The sequence below is a fragment of the Rhizohabitans arisaemae genome (assembly GCF_025996515.1).
GTDB lineage: Bacteria > Actinomycetota > Actinomycetes > Streptosporangiales > Streptosporangiaceae > Rhizohabitans > Rhizohabitans arisaemae.
Genome location: NZ_BLRH01000055.1, coordinates 134,722 through 152,084, shown reverse-complemented (window position 1 = coordinate 152,084; position 17,363 = coordinate 134,722). Strand labels below are relative to the sequence as shown.

At 73.1% G+C, this 17,363-nt stretch carries 9 protein-coding genes; 4 read left to right on the top strand and 5 right to left on the bottom strand.

The features are described from left to right. Positions 1-29: 29 nt before the first annotated feature. The 5 genes from RUR_RS27235 to RUR_RS27215 form a co-directional block, all read right to left on the bottom strand. Complete coding sequence (locus RUR_RS27235) at positions 30-1,160, bottom strand: acyl-CoA dehydrogenase family protein (protein ID WP_283138059.1); 1,131 nt, start codon at positions 1,158-1,160, stop codon at positions 30-32. A gap of 20 nt (positions 1,161-1,180) precedes the next feature. Continuing rightward, on the bottom strand, positions 1,181-2,578 hold the full coding sequence (locus tag RUR_RS27230) for a condensation domain-containing protein (RefSeq protein WP_283138058.1): 1,398 nt from the start codon (positions 2,576-2,578) through the stop codon (positions 1,181-1,183). Positions 2,579-2,951: 373 nt separating this feature from the next. After that, entirely contained in the window at positions 2,952-6,305 is a 3,354-nt protein-coding gene (locus RUR_RS27225; protein WP_283138057.1) for a non-ribosomal peptide synthetase, read from the bottom strand. Beyond that, a complete protein-coding gene (locus RUR_RS27220) occupies positions 6,298-10,356 on the bottom strand; it encodes a non-ribosomal peptide synthetase (protein ID WP_283138056.1) in 4,059 nt (1,352 codons plus the stop codon). The genes RUR_RS27225 and RUR_RS27220 overlap by 8 nt, the downstream gene beginning before the upstream one ends. A gap of 35 nt (positions 10,357-10,391) precedes the next feature. Further along, entirely contained in the window at positions 10,392-11,726 is a 1,335-nt protein-coding gene (locus RUR_RS27215; protein ID WP_283138055.1) for a serine hydroxymethyltransferase, read from the bottom strand. Between the two features lie 203 nt (positions 11,727-11,929). Between RUR_RS27215 and RUR_RS27210 the strand changes: the two genes are divergently transcribed. From RUR_RS27210 to RUR_RS27195, 4 genes are all read left to right on the top strand, one after another. Next, entirely contained in the window at positions 11,930-13,243 is a 1,314-nt protein-coding gene (locus RUR_RS27210) for an AMP-binding protein (protein WP_283138054.1), read from the top strand. 67 nt (positions 13,244-13,310) lie between these two features. Next, on the top strand, positions 13,311-13,934 hold the full coding sequence (locus RUR_RS27205) for an NADPH-dependent FMN reductase (protein ID WP_283138053.1): 624 nt from the start codon (positions 13,311-13,313) through the stop codon (positions 13,932-13,934). A gap of 15 nt (positions 13,935-13,949) precedes the next feature. Next, positions 13,950-15,413 (top strand): cation:proton antiporter domain-containing protein, encoded by a 1,464-nt coding sequence (locus RUR_RS27200; protein WP_283138052.1) that lies wholly within the window; start codon positions 13,950-13,952, stop codon positions 15,411-15,413. A gap of 135 nt (positions 15,414-15,548) precedes the next feature. Beyond that, positions 15,549-17,339, top strand: a complete 1,791-nt coding sequence (locus tag RUR_RS27195; RefSeq protein WP_283138051.1) for a non-ribosomal peptide synthetase — start codon at positions 15,549-15,551, stop codon at positions 17,337-17,339. Positions 17,340-17,363: the final 24 nt, after the last annotated feature.

The window sequence follows — 17,363 nt, the reverse complement described above, 5'->3', positions numbered from 1 at the left end:
ACAACGATCACAGGAGGCTGCGGCGCGGGTCATGGCCGGACCTCCACACCGGAGTCCAGGCGCAGGCGGGCGAGGGTTTCCAGCATCATCTCGGAGGTTCCGCCGGAGATGCGCAGGCCGGGGGCTTCCCGGACGGCCGTGTCGAGAGGGTCGGCGACGCCGTCCTGCTCCGCCAGGAGCGCCCGGTCGCCGTGGCGTTCGGCGGCCCACCAGGCGACGTCGGCGGCGAGCTCGGTCGTGTACCACTTGGCCGCCGCGGCCTCGTCCTCGCCGAGTTCGCCCCGGTCCAGCCGGGTGAGGACGCGCCGGACCAGCGTTCCGGCGGTGACCAGGCGGGTGTTGAGCCGGGCCAGCCCGGCCGCGTCCTGGGGGCTGCCGCCGCCGTTCAGCCGTCCGGCCGCGGCCCGGTACCAGCGCAGGGCCTTGACGTAGTAGTCGAGGCCGGTCCGCTCGTAGAGCAGGGTCTGGACGACGATGGCCCAGCCCTGGCCGGGTTCCCCGACCACCGCGTCGGCGCCGACGTACACCCCGTCCAGGGTGACCTCGTGGAAGTCGTCGTCGCCCAGAGCCTCGATGGGCTTGATGGCGACCCCGTCACCGGTGAGGGGGACGAGGAACAGGGTGAGCGCGTCGTCGTCCCCGCGGGCCAGGCAGAGGGCGACGTCGGCGAGGCGGGCGAAGATGGAGTGGGTCTTGACCCCGTAGAGCCGGTAGCCGTCGCCGTCTCTGACGGCACGGGTGGAGAGCACCGAAAGGTCGGAGCCGGCGTGGGGTTCGCTGAAGAGCACGCAGCCGTAGGTCTCCCCGGCGGCGAATCCGGGGAGGTGGCGCGACTTCATCTCGGGGGTGGCGCAGTTGAGCAGGGTCGTGCCGACGATCTGCACGGTGAGGGTGTGCAGCAGGTCGGGCACGTCGTGCATGGCGAGTTCCTCGACGAGGACCGCGGCGGCGACGTGGCTGACGCCGCGGCCGCCGTACTCCACCGGCCATTGGGGCGCGAGCAGTCCCGCCGTGCCGAGGGCCCGGTGGATGGGCCGTGGGTCACGGCACCGCCGGGCCTGCGCGATCGGGGCGGCGTCGAGGATCTCGCGGATCTCGTCGCGGAGTGCGCGCACCGGTGTCTCGGTGAGCTCCCAGTAGAGCAGCTCGGGCGTGAGCATGACTCCTCCCACGGTGTTGCTCAGCACGGATAGGTGGTGGTGGGTTCGGCGGCGGCCAGGGCCAGGATCTCGCCGACGCCGTCGACGAGGGCGCGGACCTGGTCCGCCGTCATGGCGTTCCGGTTGTGTTCGGCGGTGCCGCCGATGCGGCCCTTCCGTTCGACCAGGCCGATGCACGCCTCGGCGGTCCGGGGGTCGGGGCTGTACAGCTCCAGGTGCCGGGCCGGGGGACCGGTCACCTGGCCCACCTCGATCCCGGGCAGGTCCAGAGGGACGACGGGGTAGTTGTGGAGGGCGAACAGGACCGAGTACGGGGTGCCGCGGAGTTCGCGGGCGAGGGTGTCCACCGGGAGTCGGCCGTGGGCGAGCGCGTCCGCGACGGCGGTCCTGACCCGGCGGAGCAGACCGGCGAAGGTCGGCCTGCCGGAGCAGTCGACGCGGATCGGGACGACCGTGGTGAACTGTCCGACCATGTCCTCCATGCCGGGGAAGACCCGGCCGGCGGTGGGGGTTCCGATGACGACGTCGGGGTTGCCCCGGCTCCGGGCGAGGACCAGGGCGAGCGCGCCGAGCAGCGTCATGAAGGGGGTCGCCCCGTGTGACGCGCCGACCGCGATCCCGGCGTCGGTGACCTCCGGGTCGAGTCCGACGGGCAGGTGGCCCCGGGTGAAGCCGTCGTGGGCCGGGGCGGCGGGCACCCCGGCGAGGGCGGTCCGCCAGTGGCCGAGTTCGGCCGCCCCGTGGGGCCCGTCGAGCCAGCCCCGCTGCCAGACGGCGTAGTCGCCGAGCTGCAGCGCGGGCGCCGCGCGGGTCTCGCCGCGATACGCCGCGGCGAGATCGTGCAGGAAGACCCCGGAGGACCATCCGTCGAAGACCGCGAGGTGCGCGGCGAGGATCAGCACGTGCTCGTCCTCGCGCAGCTTGATGAGGGTGAACCGGGTGCCTTCGCCGGAGGCGATGTCGAGGGGCCGCCCGGCGCTCGCGTGCACCTGCCGGGTGACCTGCGCGGCCTGGTCCTGGTGCGGGGTGCCGCTCAGGTCGAGGACACGGAGGCGCAGGTGCGGTTCGGCGGCGACGTGCTGCCGGAGCCCGTCCGGTCCTTCGCCGAGGCCGGTGCGCAGCGCCTCATGCCTGCCGATCACCGCGGTGAGCGCGCCGGTGAGCGCGCCGGGGTCGAGGGGGCCGCGCAGCCGTACGGCGTGCGATCCGGTGCCGGCCGCCGCGTCCCCGGCCTGCGCGTACCGCCACAGCCGGGCCTGCGTCGGGGTCGCGGGGACGGGCGCGTCCTCGCGCCGGGGCACGGGCTGCGCCGGTACGGCGTCCCGTGCGGGTGCCCGGGCCGCGAGCAGCAGCCTGGCCAGCTCCCGCTTGTGCTCGGGCAGGAGCGCGAGCGCCGCCTCGTCGATCCCGGCGCTCACGGCCGTACCCCCGTTCCGTTGATCGTTGTGGTGTGTGCACCCGGATGGGTGCGTACAGCGCAATGATCATGGGCGGTTGGGTACGGCGTTCGCGGTGTGATTGGGGTGATCGTTGTGGTGTGTGTTCCTCGCGGGGTGCGGACAGCACAACGATCACGGGTGTGGCGTTCGGTACGGCTGAAGGCAGGTCGGAGGGCGGCGTAGCCCGTACCCCGCTTGGCTCGCGTGATCGTTGTGTTGTGCGTCCCCCGTGGGGTGCGCGAACCGCAATGATCACGGGGTTCGGCTGTGGGCGGCTCAGGCTTTCTGGTGATCGTTGTGGTGTGTGTGCCTGGTGGGGTGCGCGGAGCGCAATGATCACCGAAGTAGGGGTTCACGGCCGGTCTCCCGAGGACTGGAGGGAGAGGAGCATGCGTGCGGCGTCCTCGTCGCTCATCGACTCGACCTGGTCGAAGACGGCGAGCAGGCGGTCCTGTTCCGCGGCGGCGGCCCGCTGGGCCTCCTTCACCAGGTCGGCGAGCCCGGCGACGGTGGGCCGGATGAAGAAGTCGGCGAGGGCGATGTCGATGCCGAACAGGCCGCGTACCCGCGCGACCGCGGTGGTGGCCTGGAGCGAGCTCCCGCCGAGGGCGAAGAAGTCGCCTTCCACGTCGACGGTCGTCCGGTCCAGCAGCGGCGCGACGATCTCGGAGGCGATCTTCTCCTCGACGGCGTCGCGGGGCGCCGTGCCGGTGGCGGTGGTCTCGTCGGCGGGGGGCGGCAGCGCGCCCAGGTTCACCTTGCCGTGCGGGGTGAGCGGCAGCGCGTCGAGGACGACGATCACGGGGACCATGTAGGCGGGGAGCCGCCCGGCCGCGTGGGCGCGCAGCTCGTCGGCGCCGGGCGTCCGGCCGGGCGCGGGGACGACGTATCCGGCGAGCATCCGTTCGCCGCCGGCTCCGGGAACGACGGTGACGACGGCCTGGGCGATGTCGGGATGCCCGGTGAGCACGGCCTCGACTTCGCCGGGCTCGATGCGGAATCCGCGGAGTTTGACCTGGCGGTCGGCGCGTCCGAGGAAGTCCAGGTTGCCGTCGGGGAGCCATCGGACGAGGTCGCCGGTGCGGTAGAGCCGCTCGGTGAGGGGGCCGTCCGCGTAGGGGTTGTCCGGGAACCGGTCGGCGGTGAGCTCGGGCCGGCCGAGGTAACCGCGCGCCACCCCGGGCCCGGCGACGCACAGCTCGCCGGGGGCGCCGGCGGGGACCGGCCGGAGCCGGTCGTCCAGGACGTGCGCCTGATGCCCGGCCATGGGCCGTCCGATCGGGGGGTTGCGGTCGTGGTCGCCGACGCAGTCCATGAGCGTCACGGCGACGGTGGCCTCGGTGGGGCCGTAGCCGTTCCAGAACCGGCGCCCGCCGCGGGTCCACCGGCCGACCAGGTGCCCGGGGAAGGCCTCGCCGCCCACCGAGACCAGCCGCAGGTCGGGCAGCTCGTCGGGGTCGAGGTGCGGCATCAGCGCGGGCGGCAGCTCGGCGGCGCTCACCCGGGTGCGGCGCATGAGCTCGGTGAGCAGCGCGGGGTCGCGGCGCTGCGCGTCGTCGGCGACGACCAGCTCGCCCCCGACGAGGAGCGAGGTGAAGATCTCGAACACCGAGACGTCGAAGGTGAGCGGGGCGAAGTGCAGGACCCGGTCGGCGGAGGTGATCTCGTACGCCTCGGCGATGGCGTGCGTGAAGTGGGTCACCGAGCGGTGCTCGATCATCACCCCCTTGGGGGTCCCGCTGCTGCCGGAGGTGTACAGCAGGTAGGCGAGGTCGCCGGGTTCGGCGATCGGGGGCGGCGCGGTGACGGGCCCGGCGGGCGGCGCGCCGACCGCGATCGGCTCCAGGAGGCAGGGGACGGGGGAGCCGGACCCCTCGTCGACGAGGACGAGCCGGGCGGAGGCGTCGCCCGCGACGGTCCGGATCCGCTCGGGCGGCGCGCCGAGGTCGATCGGAAGGTAGCAGGCGCCGGCTTTCAGGACGCCGAGGACGGCCGCCACGGGGGCGGGTCCGCGCCGCAGGTGGACGCCGACGGGCTCCTGCCTGCCGACCCCTCGGTCGAGGAGTTCCCGGGCGATCCGATCGGACCAGCGGTCGAGCGTGTCGTAGTCGACCACGGTGTCGCCGAAGCGGACGGCGACCGCGTCGGGGCGCGCCGCCGCGACGGCCCGGAAGGCCTCGCCGAGGGTGGTGCGCAGCGACGTCTCGAGGGCGGGGGCGCCGGGGGCGAGTTCCCGCGCCGACCGCAGGGACCGCTCCGGGTCCACCAGGGTGAGGTCTCCGACGCGGATGTCGGGGTCGGCGGCGACCTGGTGGATGACCCGGCCGAAGGCGTCGAGGAGGGCGGAGGCGGTTCCGGAACGGTACAGGGAGGTGTTGTACTCCAGGGACAGTTCCAGGTCGTCGGATTCGCCGGCGAGCATGCTCATGTCGAACTTGGCGGCGCCGTCGTGGATCTGCTCGATGGAGAACTCGACTCCGGCGGCCTGCGCGCGGTGGGCGCCCCAGCGGCCGAGCGAGGTGAACTCGATCTGGAAGAGCGGGTGCCGCAGCGGGTCGCGCGGCGGCCGTACCGCCTCCACGACCTGCTCGAAGGGGAGCTCGCTGTGGGCGAAGGCGTCCATGATCGTGTGGGAGGTGCGCCCGATCAGCTCGCGGAAGGTGAGGTCGTCGGAGACCTCCGTCCGCAGCGTGATCATGCTGACGAAGCAGCCGATGAGGCGCTCCAGGTCGGGGTGGGGGCGTGAGGCGCTCGCGGTGCCGACCACGATGTCCTCGGAGCGGGTCCAGTGGCGCAGCGTGGCGTTGAAGGCGGCGAGCAGCGTCGCGAAGATCGTCGTGTCCTGGGCCCCGGCGACTCGGGTGAGTTTGGCGAGCGTCTCCCGCTCGACGGTGAGGGTGAGCCCGCGTCCTTCGGCGCCGGTCTCGGGGCTGCGCGGGTGGTCGGACGGCACCTCGGTGGCCTGGGAGCCGGCGAGGGCCTTGCGCCACTGATCGGCCAGGGCCGACGTGCGCTCGCCGTCGAGCCGTTCCCGCTGCCAGGCGGCGAAGTCGGCGTAGGCCACCGGAAGCTCGGGCAGGGTGGCCCGCCGTCCGGCGACGGCCGCGGCGTACCCCTCGGTGAGCTCCTCGGCGAAGACCCGGGTCGACCCCGGATCCCACACGATGTGGTGGACGACCCACAGCAGCAGGTGCTCGTCCTCGGAGAGGCGGATCAGCCTCGCCCGGATCGGCGGGCCCGCGGCCAGGTCGAACGGGGTCGCCGCGTCGGCCGTGGTCAGCTCGGTGAGCTCCCGCTGGATCTCCTCGTAGGTTTCGTGCTCGGACAGGTCCGTGGTGGTGATTCCGACGACGAAGCCGGGGATGGGCTCCTGCCACGGCACACCGTCGATCTCGACGAGCCGGCTGTGCAGCACCTGGTGCCGGCGGACCACGGCGTTGACCGACTCGCGGAGCGCGATCGTGTCGAGGAGCCCGCGCAGCCGTACGGTGAGGGCGATGTTGTTCCGGGTGCGTCCGGCGCCGAGCCGGTCGACGAACCACATCTGCTCCTGCTGGAACGAGGCCCTGGCCCGGGAGCCGTGGTCGCGGCGGACCAGCGCCGCGCGGCCCGCCGGCCCGGACTCCATCCGGTTGCGCATGTGGCGCAGCAGCTTGGCCCGCTGTCCCTGCGGGAGCCGGCTGAGCCGTTCTGCGAGGTCACTCATGGTCTCCTCCGTCGTACCGGTCCAGCCGGTGAATCTCGGTCAGCAGCTCGGCGAGCTGTTCGGGCAGATGCTTGGCGAAGTAGTGCCTCCCGCCGGGGATCACGGAGAGCCCCACTTCCCGGGCGTACCTCCCCCAGGCCAGGTGACCTTCGGCGTATCCGGCCGTCGCGTCGTCGGCATCGCCGATGATGCAGGTCAGCGGGGTGGACAGCCGGGTCTGATAGCCGTCGGGGGTACGGGCGAAGAATCGGGCGGCCTCCGTCATGTCGTGGCGGACCATCCGCAGCACGGCGGCGAGGTCCCGCTCGTCCAGGACGCCGTCGAACCCGTCCATGCTTTTCAGGTGGGCGACGAGGTCGTCGTCGGTGGAAACCCGTTCGAGTTCGAGGGAGTACTCGGGGTCGTCCTCGGGCATCGCGGCGGCGAGGTGGAGCGCGCACGGGTGCTGCCCGCGCTCCTCCAGGACCCGGGTGGTCTCCAGCGCGGCGACGACCCCGGCGCAGTGCCCGTACACCGCGTAGGGGCCGCGGATCGTCCGGATGATCTCGTCCGCGGCGAGCTCGGCGAACTCGCTCACCGGGATCATCGGCCCGGGCCGGGCCGGATCGTGGCCCGGCGGTGAGACGGCCCACAGGGCGATGCGGGAGGGGAGCTCCGCGGCGAGCGGCCGGTAGATGATGGCGTCGCCGCCGCCGTGCGGGAAGCAGACGAGGGTGAGCTCGGGCGGGCCGCCGGGCCGATCGGGGGTCAGCCGGTGCAGCAGGGTGTGCTCGGGCCCTTCTCCGGGGGCCTCCCGCAGGGCTCTGATCCTGGCGGCGAGCCGGCGGGGCGTCGGGTGGGTGAACAGCTCGACCACCCGCAGGTCGCCTTCGACGGCGCGGATCGCGCGGACCGCGGCGAAGGAGTCGCCTCCGGCGGCGAAGAAGTCGTCGTCGAGGCCGATCGCGCCGGTCCCGATCACGTCCCGCCACACCGCGGCGATGGAGGCGGCGAGGGGGTCGTCGCCGGAGTCCGGCCGCCGGCCGGGTGCCGCCCGCCCGCCGGGCGCGGGGAGGGCCTTGCGGTCGACCTTGCCGTTCGGGCTGAGCGGCATCCGGTCCAGGACGACCACGGCGGAGGGTACGGCGTGCGCGGGCAGGGTCGCGCCGAGCGCGGCGCGCAGGACCGCCGGGTCGGGCTCGGCGCCGGCGTCGGGCACGACGTAGGCGACGAGCTTGGCCGAGCCGCCGTCGGTCCGCGTGGTCACGACGGACTCCCGGACGCCCGGCAGGGCGCGGAGCCCGCTCTCCACCTCGCCGGGTTCGATCCGCAGCCCGTTCAGTTTGATCCGGAAGTCGGTCCGCCCGAGCAGTTCGAGGACCCCGTCGCGCCGGTGCCGGGCGATGTCGCCGGTGCGGTACAGCCGCTCGGGCCGGCCCGGCTCGGTCTCGACGACGACGAACCTCTCCTGTGTCAGTTCCGGCCGGTTGAGGTAGCCGCGGGCCAGGCCGACGCCCCCCAGGTGCAGTTCGCCGGGGACGCCGGCGGGCACCGGCCGGGATCGCTCGTCGAGGATGTAGGTCCGCTGGTTGGCCATCGGCCTGCCGTAGGGGATGCTGCGCCATTCCGGGTCGACGTCGCCGACGTGGAACACGGTGGAGTGGATGGAGGCCTCGGTGGCTCCGCCGAGCGCGGTGAACGCAAGGCCGGGGGCGAACGCCCGGATGCGGCCGGGCTGGGCGACCGGGATCCAGTCCCCGCCGAGGAAGGCGACCTTGAGGGGGAGGGCGGGCCCGCCCGCGTGCTCCAGCTGGTCCAGGAGGAGGCCGAGCAGGGAGGGCGCGGAGTTCCACACGGTCACGCCGTGGCGGACGATCAGCTCGGCCCAGTGGGCGGGGTCCTTGGCGCTCACCGGGTCGGGCAGCACCAGGGTCCCCCCGGCGCCGAGCATGCCGAGGATCTCGTAGACGCTCATGTCGAAACTGGGCGAGGAGAGGGAGAGTACGGCGTCGCCGGGCCCGATCCCGTGGGATCCGTTGAGGTCGAGGAGGTTGTTGACCACTCCCCGGTGCTCCAGGGCGATGCCCTTGGGCGGGCCGGTGGAGCCCGAGGTGTAGATCACGTAGGCGAGGTGGCGCGAGGTGACGCCCGAGTCGGGACGGTCGTGCGGGCGGGCGGCGATCTCGGCGTGGTCGGCGTCGAGCAGCACGCGGACGGTGTGGGCGTCGGCCGGGATTCCGCCGAGGAGCTCGGTACGGGTGATCACGATGGGGGCCTGGGCGTCGCGGACCATGAACGCGAGCCGTTCCGGCGGGTAGCCGGGGTCGAGGGGCACGTAGGCGCCGCCGGCCTTGAGGACGGCGAGGACGGCGACCACCAGGTCGACGCCGCGGCGCAGGGCGAGCGCCACGGGCTGGTCCGGCCGCACGCCGTGGGCGATCAGGTGGTGGGCGAGCCGGTTGGCCCGCTCGTCCAGGTCCCGGTAGGCGACCGTCTCGCCGGTGCCCGCGCAGCGCAGGGCGGTCGCCTCCGGGGCGGCGTCGGCGCGTTCCTCGAAGAGCCGGTGCAGGCACAGGTGCCCGGGGAACTCCGCGGCGGTGTCGTTCCAGTCGTGCAGGATCCTCTCGCGCTCGCCCCCGCCGAGCAGGGGCAGCCGGGAGAGCCGGGTGCCCGGGTCGCCGGCCGCGGCCTCCAGCAGGGTGAGGAAGTGGCCGAGCAGGGCCTCGATCGTCTCGGCGTCGAAGAGCGCGCTCGGGTACTGCACCATCGCGCGCACGCTCGACCCGGCGTCGTGCACACTGATCATGAGGTCGTACTTGGCGGTCCCGGCGTCGAAGTCGACCGGCTCGGTACGCAGTCCCGGCAGCTTCGGCGCGGTGTCCAGCGCGTCGTCGAGCAGGAACATCACCGAGGTCAGCGGGGGACGGCTCGGGTCGCGGGGGATGCGCAGCGCGTCGACGATCAGGTCGAACGGCAGCTCCTGGTGGGCGTAGGCGGAGAGCGTCGTGGTACGGGTCCTGCGGACCAGCTCGCGGAACTCGGGGTCGCCGCCGGTGCGGATGCGCAGCGGCAGCGTGTTGACGAAGAAGCCGATGAGGTCGGAGACGGCGGGGTGGTCCCGCCCGGCCACCGAGGTGCCGACGATGACGTCGTCGCTCCCGGTGTAGCGGGCGACGACGGCCGCGAACCCGGCGAGCAGGGTCATGTAGAGGGTCGCGCCCTCGGCCCGGCCCCGTTCCCGCAGCCTGGCGATGAGGTCGGCGGGGAGTTCGATGAAGCTCGACTCGCCCGCGTGGTCGAAGACGGCGGGGCGCGGCCGGTCCGTGGGCAGGTCGGTCGGCGCGACGCCGTCGAGCTCGCCCGTCCAGAAGTCCTTGAGCCGCGTCAGCCGGTCGCCGTCGACCCGCCGGCGCTGCCAGGCGGCGAAGTCGCCGTACTGGATGGGGAGGGCCGGGAGTCCGGCGGTCGCGCCGCCCGAGGCGTACAGGTGTTCCAGCTCGGTGTAGAGCAGCCGCATCGACCAGCCGTCGGTGACGATGTGGTGGAGGTTGAGCAGCAGCACGTGCTCCTCCGGCCCGAGCCGGGCGAGTGAGGCCCGGACGGGCACCGCGCCGGCGAGGTCGAAGGGCGCTCCCGCGTCGGCGTCGAAGAACCGGCGCAGTCCCGCCTCGCCGTCGACGTCGGTCACCGGGAGCGGCAGGCGGTACCCGTGCAGGACCTGCGGCACCGGCTCGGAGGCACCCGAGTCGTCGTGCGCGGGATACACGGTGCGCAGCACCTCGTGCCGGTCGAGCAGGGCCTGGAGGGCGTCGCGGAGACGGGCCGCGTCCAGGGGGCCGTGGATGCGGGTGGCCACCGGCACGTTGTACGCGGGGCTACCGGGCCGCAGCTGGTCGACGAACCACAGCCGGCGCTGGGCGAACGACAGAACCCCCGGTCGTCCGTCCGGTCGGGGGATCGGACCGTCCGGTTCGGTGCCGGTCTCCGGTGCCGCCCGCCGGGTGAGTGCTTCGAACAGCGCCCGGCGGGACGCCGGCATGCCGGCCAGTCGGTCGGCGAGGATGTCGCTCACCTGGAGAACCTCCGTGCGTCATCGGAAAGCGGGAGTCAGTAGTCGTATCCGGGCAGCGGGAAGGTCTCGCAGAGTCCGTTCACGGTGACCCTGATCTCGTCCCGGGTCACCGGGTCGAGTCGGTAGTTCACGTCGTCTAGCTGGTCCACGGCGCCGACGGCCTGGCAGTACAGCTCGGCGCACACGGCCATGTCCGCGGGCTCCATCCCGCGCAGGGCCAGGGTGTTGGTGCCGAGCCGGATTCCGGAGGTGACCCGGGCGGATTTGCGGTCGCCCACGATGCGGTTCTTGTTGACGATGATCCCGCACTCCTCCAGCGCCTGCTCGATCACGACGCCCGTGTAGCCCTTGGCACCGACGTCGATCATGACGAGGTGGTTGTCGGTCCCCCCGGTGATCAGGTTCTGCCCGCGGTCCTGCAGCTCGACGGCGAGCGCCGCGGCGTCGAGCCGGACCCGCCGGGCCAGGGCGCGGAACCCCGGGGTCGCCAGCGCGGCGAACGCGCGGGCTTTGGCGGCGACGGCGGCGAGGTCGGGCGTCCCCTGCGCCCGGGGGAAGACCGCGCGCTGCAGGGTGCCGGCCAGGGTGGCGTTGGTCCCGGGCCCGGGCCGGTCGGCGTCGGGGCCGGAGAGGATCAGGCCGCCGCGCGGCCCGTACAGCTGCTTGTAGGTGCTCGTGGTGGTGACGTGGGCGTGGGGGACGGGGCTCGGGTGCTCGCCGGCGACGACCAGCCCGGCCACGTGGGAGATGTCGGCCATGAGCCAGCAGCCCACCTCGTCGGCGATCCGCCGGAATCCGGCGAAGTCGACGACCCGCGGGTACGAGCTCGCCCCGCAGATGATCATCTTGGGCCGGTGCCGTCGGGCGAGCTCGGCGACCTCGTGCAGGTTGACGTGGCCGTCGGGGCCCACGCCGTATCCGACGGCGGTGAAGTAGCGTCCGACCACCGAGGCGGGCGACCCGTGCGTGAGGTGGCCCCCGGCGTCCAGGTCCATGCCGAGGACGGTGTCGCCGGGCCGGAGCAGGCTGAAGAGGACGGCCAGGTTGGCCGAGCTCCCCGAGTGGGGTTGCACGTTGGCGTAGGAGGCGCCGAACGCCTCGCGGGCCCGCGTCACCGCGAGCCGTTCGACTGCGTCGACGACGTCGCAGCCGGCGTGGAACCGGCCCCCGGGGTAACCCTCGGTGGTCACGTTCGCGAGCGCGCTCCCGGCGCAGGCGAGGACGGACGGCGGTGCCGTGCTGCAGGCGGCCACCATGGCGAGGGTGCTCCTCTGGCGGCTCATCTCCCGTTCTAGCAGGAGAAACAGGTCGGGATCCTCTGCGGAGAGTTCTTCGGTGGCACGTCTGTGGAATTCCGCCAACCTGGTCATGTGGACCTCCGGGGGTGAAATAACCGTTCACACCGGGTGAATCGGGGCTTCATCCGCGGGCCGAGATTAAGGAGCCAGAGTTAACGCTGGGTTATGAGGAAATGTGGCCAGTTATGGCGAAATTTCGCGCGTAACCGCGCCGCAACCGGCGTTCGGCATCGTGCGGCCGATACTGATTTTTGGGGTGAATCCTGGAGGGACCAATGGCGACTGGCCCACCGCAGCGGTATTTCCAGGTTGTCGTAAATGTGGAAGGACAATACGGGATTTGGCCCCTATATGATGCGGTACCCGGTGGTTGGTCGCCCATCGGCTTTGTGAGCACCTATGAGGAATGTCTCACCCAGGTCGCCGAGCTGTGGCACGACATGCGCCCCCTTGCCGGGCGCGGAACGGGCGGTGACGCGCCGGTCACCGTGGTGGACCGGATCCGCCGAATCGCCGAGCGGCAGCCCGGCGCCGCCGCCGTCACCGAGATCGGGGTCCGGCGCCGCCGGATCACCTACGGTGAGCTGATCTCCTCCGCCGAGCGGCTCGCCCGGCGGCTCACGGCGCTCGGCGTCGGCCCCGAGGACCGGGTGGCGCTGTGTTTCCCGGTCGGGGCGGACGCCCTGACCGCGCTCCTCGGCGTCGCGCTGTCCGGCGCGGCGTGGCTGCCCGTCGACGTCGACGACGTCGGCACGTGGCGCGATCTGGTGATCGCCGACAGCGGCGCGCGGCTCGTCGTCACCCCCTCCGCCCGGTGGCTCAAACACCTCGATCTGCACATTCTGAGCTGGCCGGACGACGTCGCCGACGGCCACGGAACGCTGCCCGGGATCCGGCCGGCGGGTGCCGCGTGCGTGCTCTACCGGCCCGAGGAACCGGAGTCACGGGGGGTGATCCTGGAACACCGGCAGCTCGGCGCGCTGATCGACGGGGCACTCCTGCCGCCGGTGCGCAGCGGGGACCGGGTGACGCCGTCCGGGCGGTTCTCCAGCGGCCTGATCGTCCTGGAGATCCTGCACGCGCTCGCGAGCGGCGCCGAGCTCGTCGTGGGGGAGCCACGGGGTGAGCGCGGGGAACGGCGTCCGGTACGGCCCGGGGCCGACCCGTCCGGCGTGGCGCTCGCCGATCGCGCGGTGTCCGGCTCCGCCGCACCGGCGGCGGTCGAGCCACAGCTCTACGGGTTCCCGGAGACGGCGATCGCCTGTGCCCGCCGCGTCGTGGAGGAGAACGGGCGGGAAGGACCGCGCGTGCTGATCGGGCCGCCCCGGCGCGGCTGCCGGCTCCACGCGCTCGACGCCGACTTCGAGCCGGTCGCCGTCGGCGCGGTCGGTCTCCTCTACGTGGGGGGCGTCGCGCTCGCACGCGGCTACCTCGACGATCCCGCCGCGACGGTGACCCGGTTCCTGCCCGATCCCTTCGCGGCGGACGGCAGCCGCATGTTCGCGACGGGTCATCGGGTCCGCCTGCTGTCCGGGGGCCGGCTGGAGTTCCTCGGGGCCGACCGGCCGATCCGGGTCTGGAGGGGGTAGCACCAGGGATCCGGCGCTTCCGACTCCTGACCACCTTTCACCCGCAACTGACCAGACTGGAGTCACAATGTCTGTAGCGCCGCATATCGCTGTGCTCAGTGGCGCCTTGAGCGCCGATTCGCGTACGGAACGACTGGCCCGCTGGTGCGCTCAGGACTGCCTGCGACGCGGGGCGACGGTGAGCTTCTTCCGCGGAGCCGAGCTGAGTTTCCCCTTCTACCGGCCGGGTGACCTGCACGGCCCGTACGTCGTCCGCTTCCTGGACGCCCTGGCCCGCGCGGACGGGGTGGTCCTGGTGACCCCGGCCTACCACGGAAGCGTCTCCGGGCTGCTGAAGAACGCGCTGGACTATCTCAACGAGCTGGCCGACGACGCGCGGCCCTTCCTCGACGGCAGGGCGGTCGGCTGCGTGTCCCTCGCGGGGGGAGCGCAGGGCGCGGCCTTGACGCTGGCCACGATGCGGACGATCGTGCACGCGTTGCGCGGCTGGCCCACGCCGCTCGGCATGGCGGTCGCCACGGCCGAGACCCCGATGGGGCTCGACGGGGCGCTCGGCGGACGCGTCGGTCTGCAGCTGGAGATCATGCTGGACCAGGTGCTCTCCCTCGCCCGGACGCACGGGCTGCTCTGGCCGCCCCAGGACGACCTCCCCGCGACGTCCCCGCTGGCCGCCGTCGCCCGCTCCGCATGACTTTGAGGTGTGATCATGGAAAGCAAGACGTCGTTTCTCCCGCGCCGCTGGCGTATCGGCGCGGTCTACAGCATGCTCGTCGTCTTTCCCTCCATCCTCGCCGTGGTCATCCTCGGCGGCGGATCGGGCGGTGCGGGCGGGGAGAGCCCGGGGGCCGACGCCGGGTCCGGGCCGGCGGGGATCACCCGCCTGCTGGTGGCGATCGCCCTCATCGTGGGGGTTTGCAAGATCGCGGGGAAGCTCGCGCAGCGGATCGGCCAGCCCGCCGTCGTCGGTGAGATCACGGCCGGCATCCTGCTCGGGCCCTCGGTGCTGGGACTCGCCTTCCCCGCGGCCTCGGCCTGGCTGTTCCCCGACGCCGTACTGGGCAAGCTGAATGTGCTCGCCCAGCTGGGCGCCGTGCTCTTCGTCTTCCTCGCCGGGACCGAGCTCAACATCCGGATGCTGCGCGGGTCGGGCCCGCTGGCGGTGATGGTGAGCCATGTGGGGATCGCGCTCCCCCTCTTTTCCGGCATCCTGCTCGCGGTCACGGCATACCCGGTCTTCGCCCCGCCGGGGGTGTCCTTCGCGCCGTTCGCCCTGTTTGTCGGGGTGGCGATGAGCATCTCGGCCCTGCCGGTGATGGCGCGCATGCTCAGCGACGCGGGTCTGCAGAACACCAAGATCGCCGGGGTGGCGCTGAGCAGCGCGCTGGTCGACGACATCACCGCCTGGTGCCTGCTCGCCGTGGTCGTCACGATGCTCGGCACCGGCTCGCTCAGCGGTGTCCTGCTCACCCTGGTGCTCGCCGTGGGCTTCGTGGCGGTGCTGATGCTCGTGGTCAGGCCGGTGCTCCAGCGTGTGCTGCACCAGCCGTGGATGCGCAAGGGGACCTCCGCGGCCACACTCACCCTGGTCCTGGTCTTCCTCAGCGCGATGGCCACCGACTCGCTCGGCATTCACGCGATCTTCGGGGCCTTCCTCTTCGGGCTCACCATCCCCCGGGACTCCCCCGTCGTGGAGGAGCTCCGGTCCGTGATCGGCGGGCTCACCACGGTGCTGCTCCTCCCGATCTTCTTCGCCATCACCGGGGTGAACACCAAACTCCACGCGCTGGGTCTCTCCTTCGAGATGTGGGGCTGGTTCCTCGCCTTCCTGGTGGTCGCGTTCGCCGGCAAGCTGGGCGGCTCCATGCTGGCCGCGCGGTCCGTGGGCGAGAGCTGGGACCAGGCCACCCGGATCGGCCTCCTGATGAACTGCCGCGGCCTCACCGAGCTCGTCGTCCTCAACGTGGGGCTCAGCCTCGGCGTCCTGACAGGTGAGCTGTTCGCGATCATGGTGGTGATCGCCCTGCTCTCCACGGCCATGGCCGCCCCCGCGGTCCGGTTCCGCTCCCGGGGGAAGACGGACGGATCCGCGGACGCCGCCGTACCGGAACAGGGTTTGCCGGACGCCCCGCACACCGAGGCCCGGCCGGACCCCGACCTCGTCCGGGTGTGAGCGGACCCTTGCCCCGCGGCCGACGGCGTCACGTCCGAGTAACCCCCGTTTAACCGAGATTCCCTAACTTCCACGGCAGATGGCCGACGAGCGATCGCCGGCTGGGTGACCCGTGTGACAACCCCAGGAGCTCTGATGATCCACAGCTCGACGCCCGGCGGTCACGGCGGATACGCCACGGCACGACGGGTCTTCGGCGCGGTCGCGCGGTGGGCCAGGCATGCGCCCACGGCGACCGCGGTCTCCGCACCCGACGGCACGTTCCGATTCTCCGAGGTCGCCGAGTACACCGACGCCCTCGCGGCCGGTCTCGTCGCCGCCGGGGTCGGCCCGCAGACACCGGTCGGCCTCTGCCTCGGCAGGTCGCGCTGGGTGGTGCCCAGCCTGCTCGCGATCTGGAAGGTGGGGGCGACCGCCGTCCCCGTCGACGACCGGCACCCCGCCGACCGGCTCAACTTCGTCCTGCGCGACGCGGATGTGCGGATCCTGCTCGGCACCGGGCTGCCGCCCGGTGTCGCGCCGCCGCGCTCCCGCACCCTCGACCCCGCCGTGCTCGCCGGAACCGGGCGGCCGGCCTGGACGGCCGAATCCCATCCCGACCACTGCGCCTACATCATCTACACCTCCGGCACCACCGGCTGGCCCAAGGGCGTCGAGGTCACCTACCGGGGCCTGGACACCCACCTCGACGCGCTCGCCGACCTCGACCTGCCCTCGGGGGGACTCGGCGTCAACGCCGTCTCCCCGGCGTTCGACGGGTGGCTCTGGTGCACGCTGCTGTACCTGCTGCACGGACAGGGCGTCGCGATCGTCGACCTCGCCGACGGAGTCGACGCGGCCATCGCCGGGGTCAGGCCGCGTACCGTGTGCCTCACCCCGTCCCTGCTCGCCGCCTGCGCCGACGACCTGCCCACCGCGCAGGTGATCGTGGTCGCCGGGGAGCCCTGCCCGCCCGCCCTCGCCAGGCGGTTCGCCGGGGGAGGGCGGCGCGTGCTCAACGTCTACGGCCCCACGGAGATGACGATCGCCGCCACCTGGGCCGACAGCCGGGCCGGCGACGACGTCACCACGATCGGCCGGCCGATCCGCGGCTACCGGGCCTACGTCCTGGACGACGATCGCAGGCCGGTCTCCCCGGGTACCCTCGGGGAGCTCTACCTCGCCGGACCCGGTATCGCCCGCGGCTATCGCAACCGCCCGGGGCTCACCGCCTCCCGCTTCGTCGCCGACGACTTCACCGGGGACGGGAGCCGGATGTACCGCACCGGGGACATGGTGGTCCAGCGGGCCGACGGGCAGCTCGAATACGCCGGGCGCCGGGACGACCAGGTCAAGATCCGGGGCTTCCGGGTGGAGCTCGGGGAGATCGAACGGGTCGCCACCCGGGTCGAGGGGGTGCACGCCGCCGCGGCCTTCGTCACCGTCTCCGGCGACGCGGCCGGGCTCGCGGTCGTCCCGGCCGCCGAGGGGACGGACCCCGACGAGCTGGCCGGGCGGGTTCTCGCCCACTGCGCGGACTCCCTGCCCTCCTCCATGGTCCCCGTCGTCGTCGACGTGCTGCCCGCGCTCCCCGTCGCGACCACCGGCAAGGTGGACCGTACGGCGCTCGCGCTCACCAGCTCGCCGGCCTCGCCGACGGGACGGCCTCCGGCCGGCGAGCGCGAGCGGCAGGTGTGCGCCGTTCTCGGCGAGCTGCTCGGGCGGCCCCTCGACGACGTCGACGCCGACTTCTTCGAGCTCGGCGGGCACTCCCTGCTCGCCGCGCGGGCGGTCTCGGCGCTGCGGCGCCTCACCGGCCTGCGCCTGACCATGCGGCACCTGCTCGCCCAGCCGACCGCGGCCGGGGTCGCGGCCGAGCTGGACCGCATCGCCGCCGTCTCCGGCGTCTCCGACCTCGTCCTGGCCGACACCCGGGTGGGGACGTGAACGCCGCCTGCGGCCGCCGCGGGG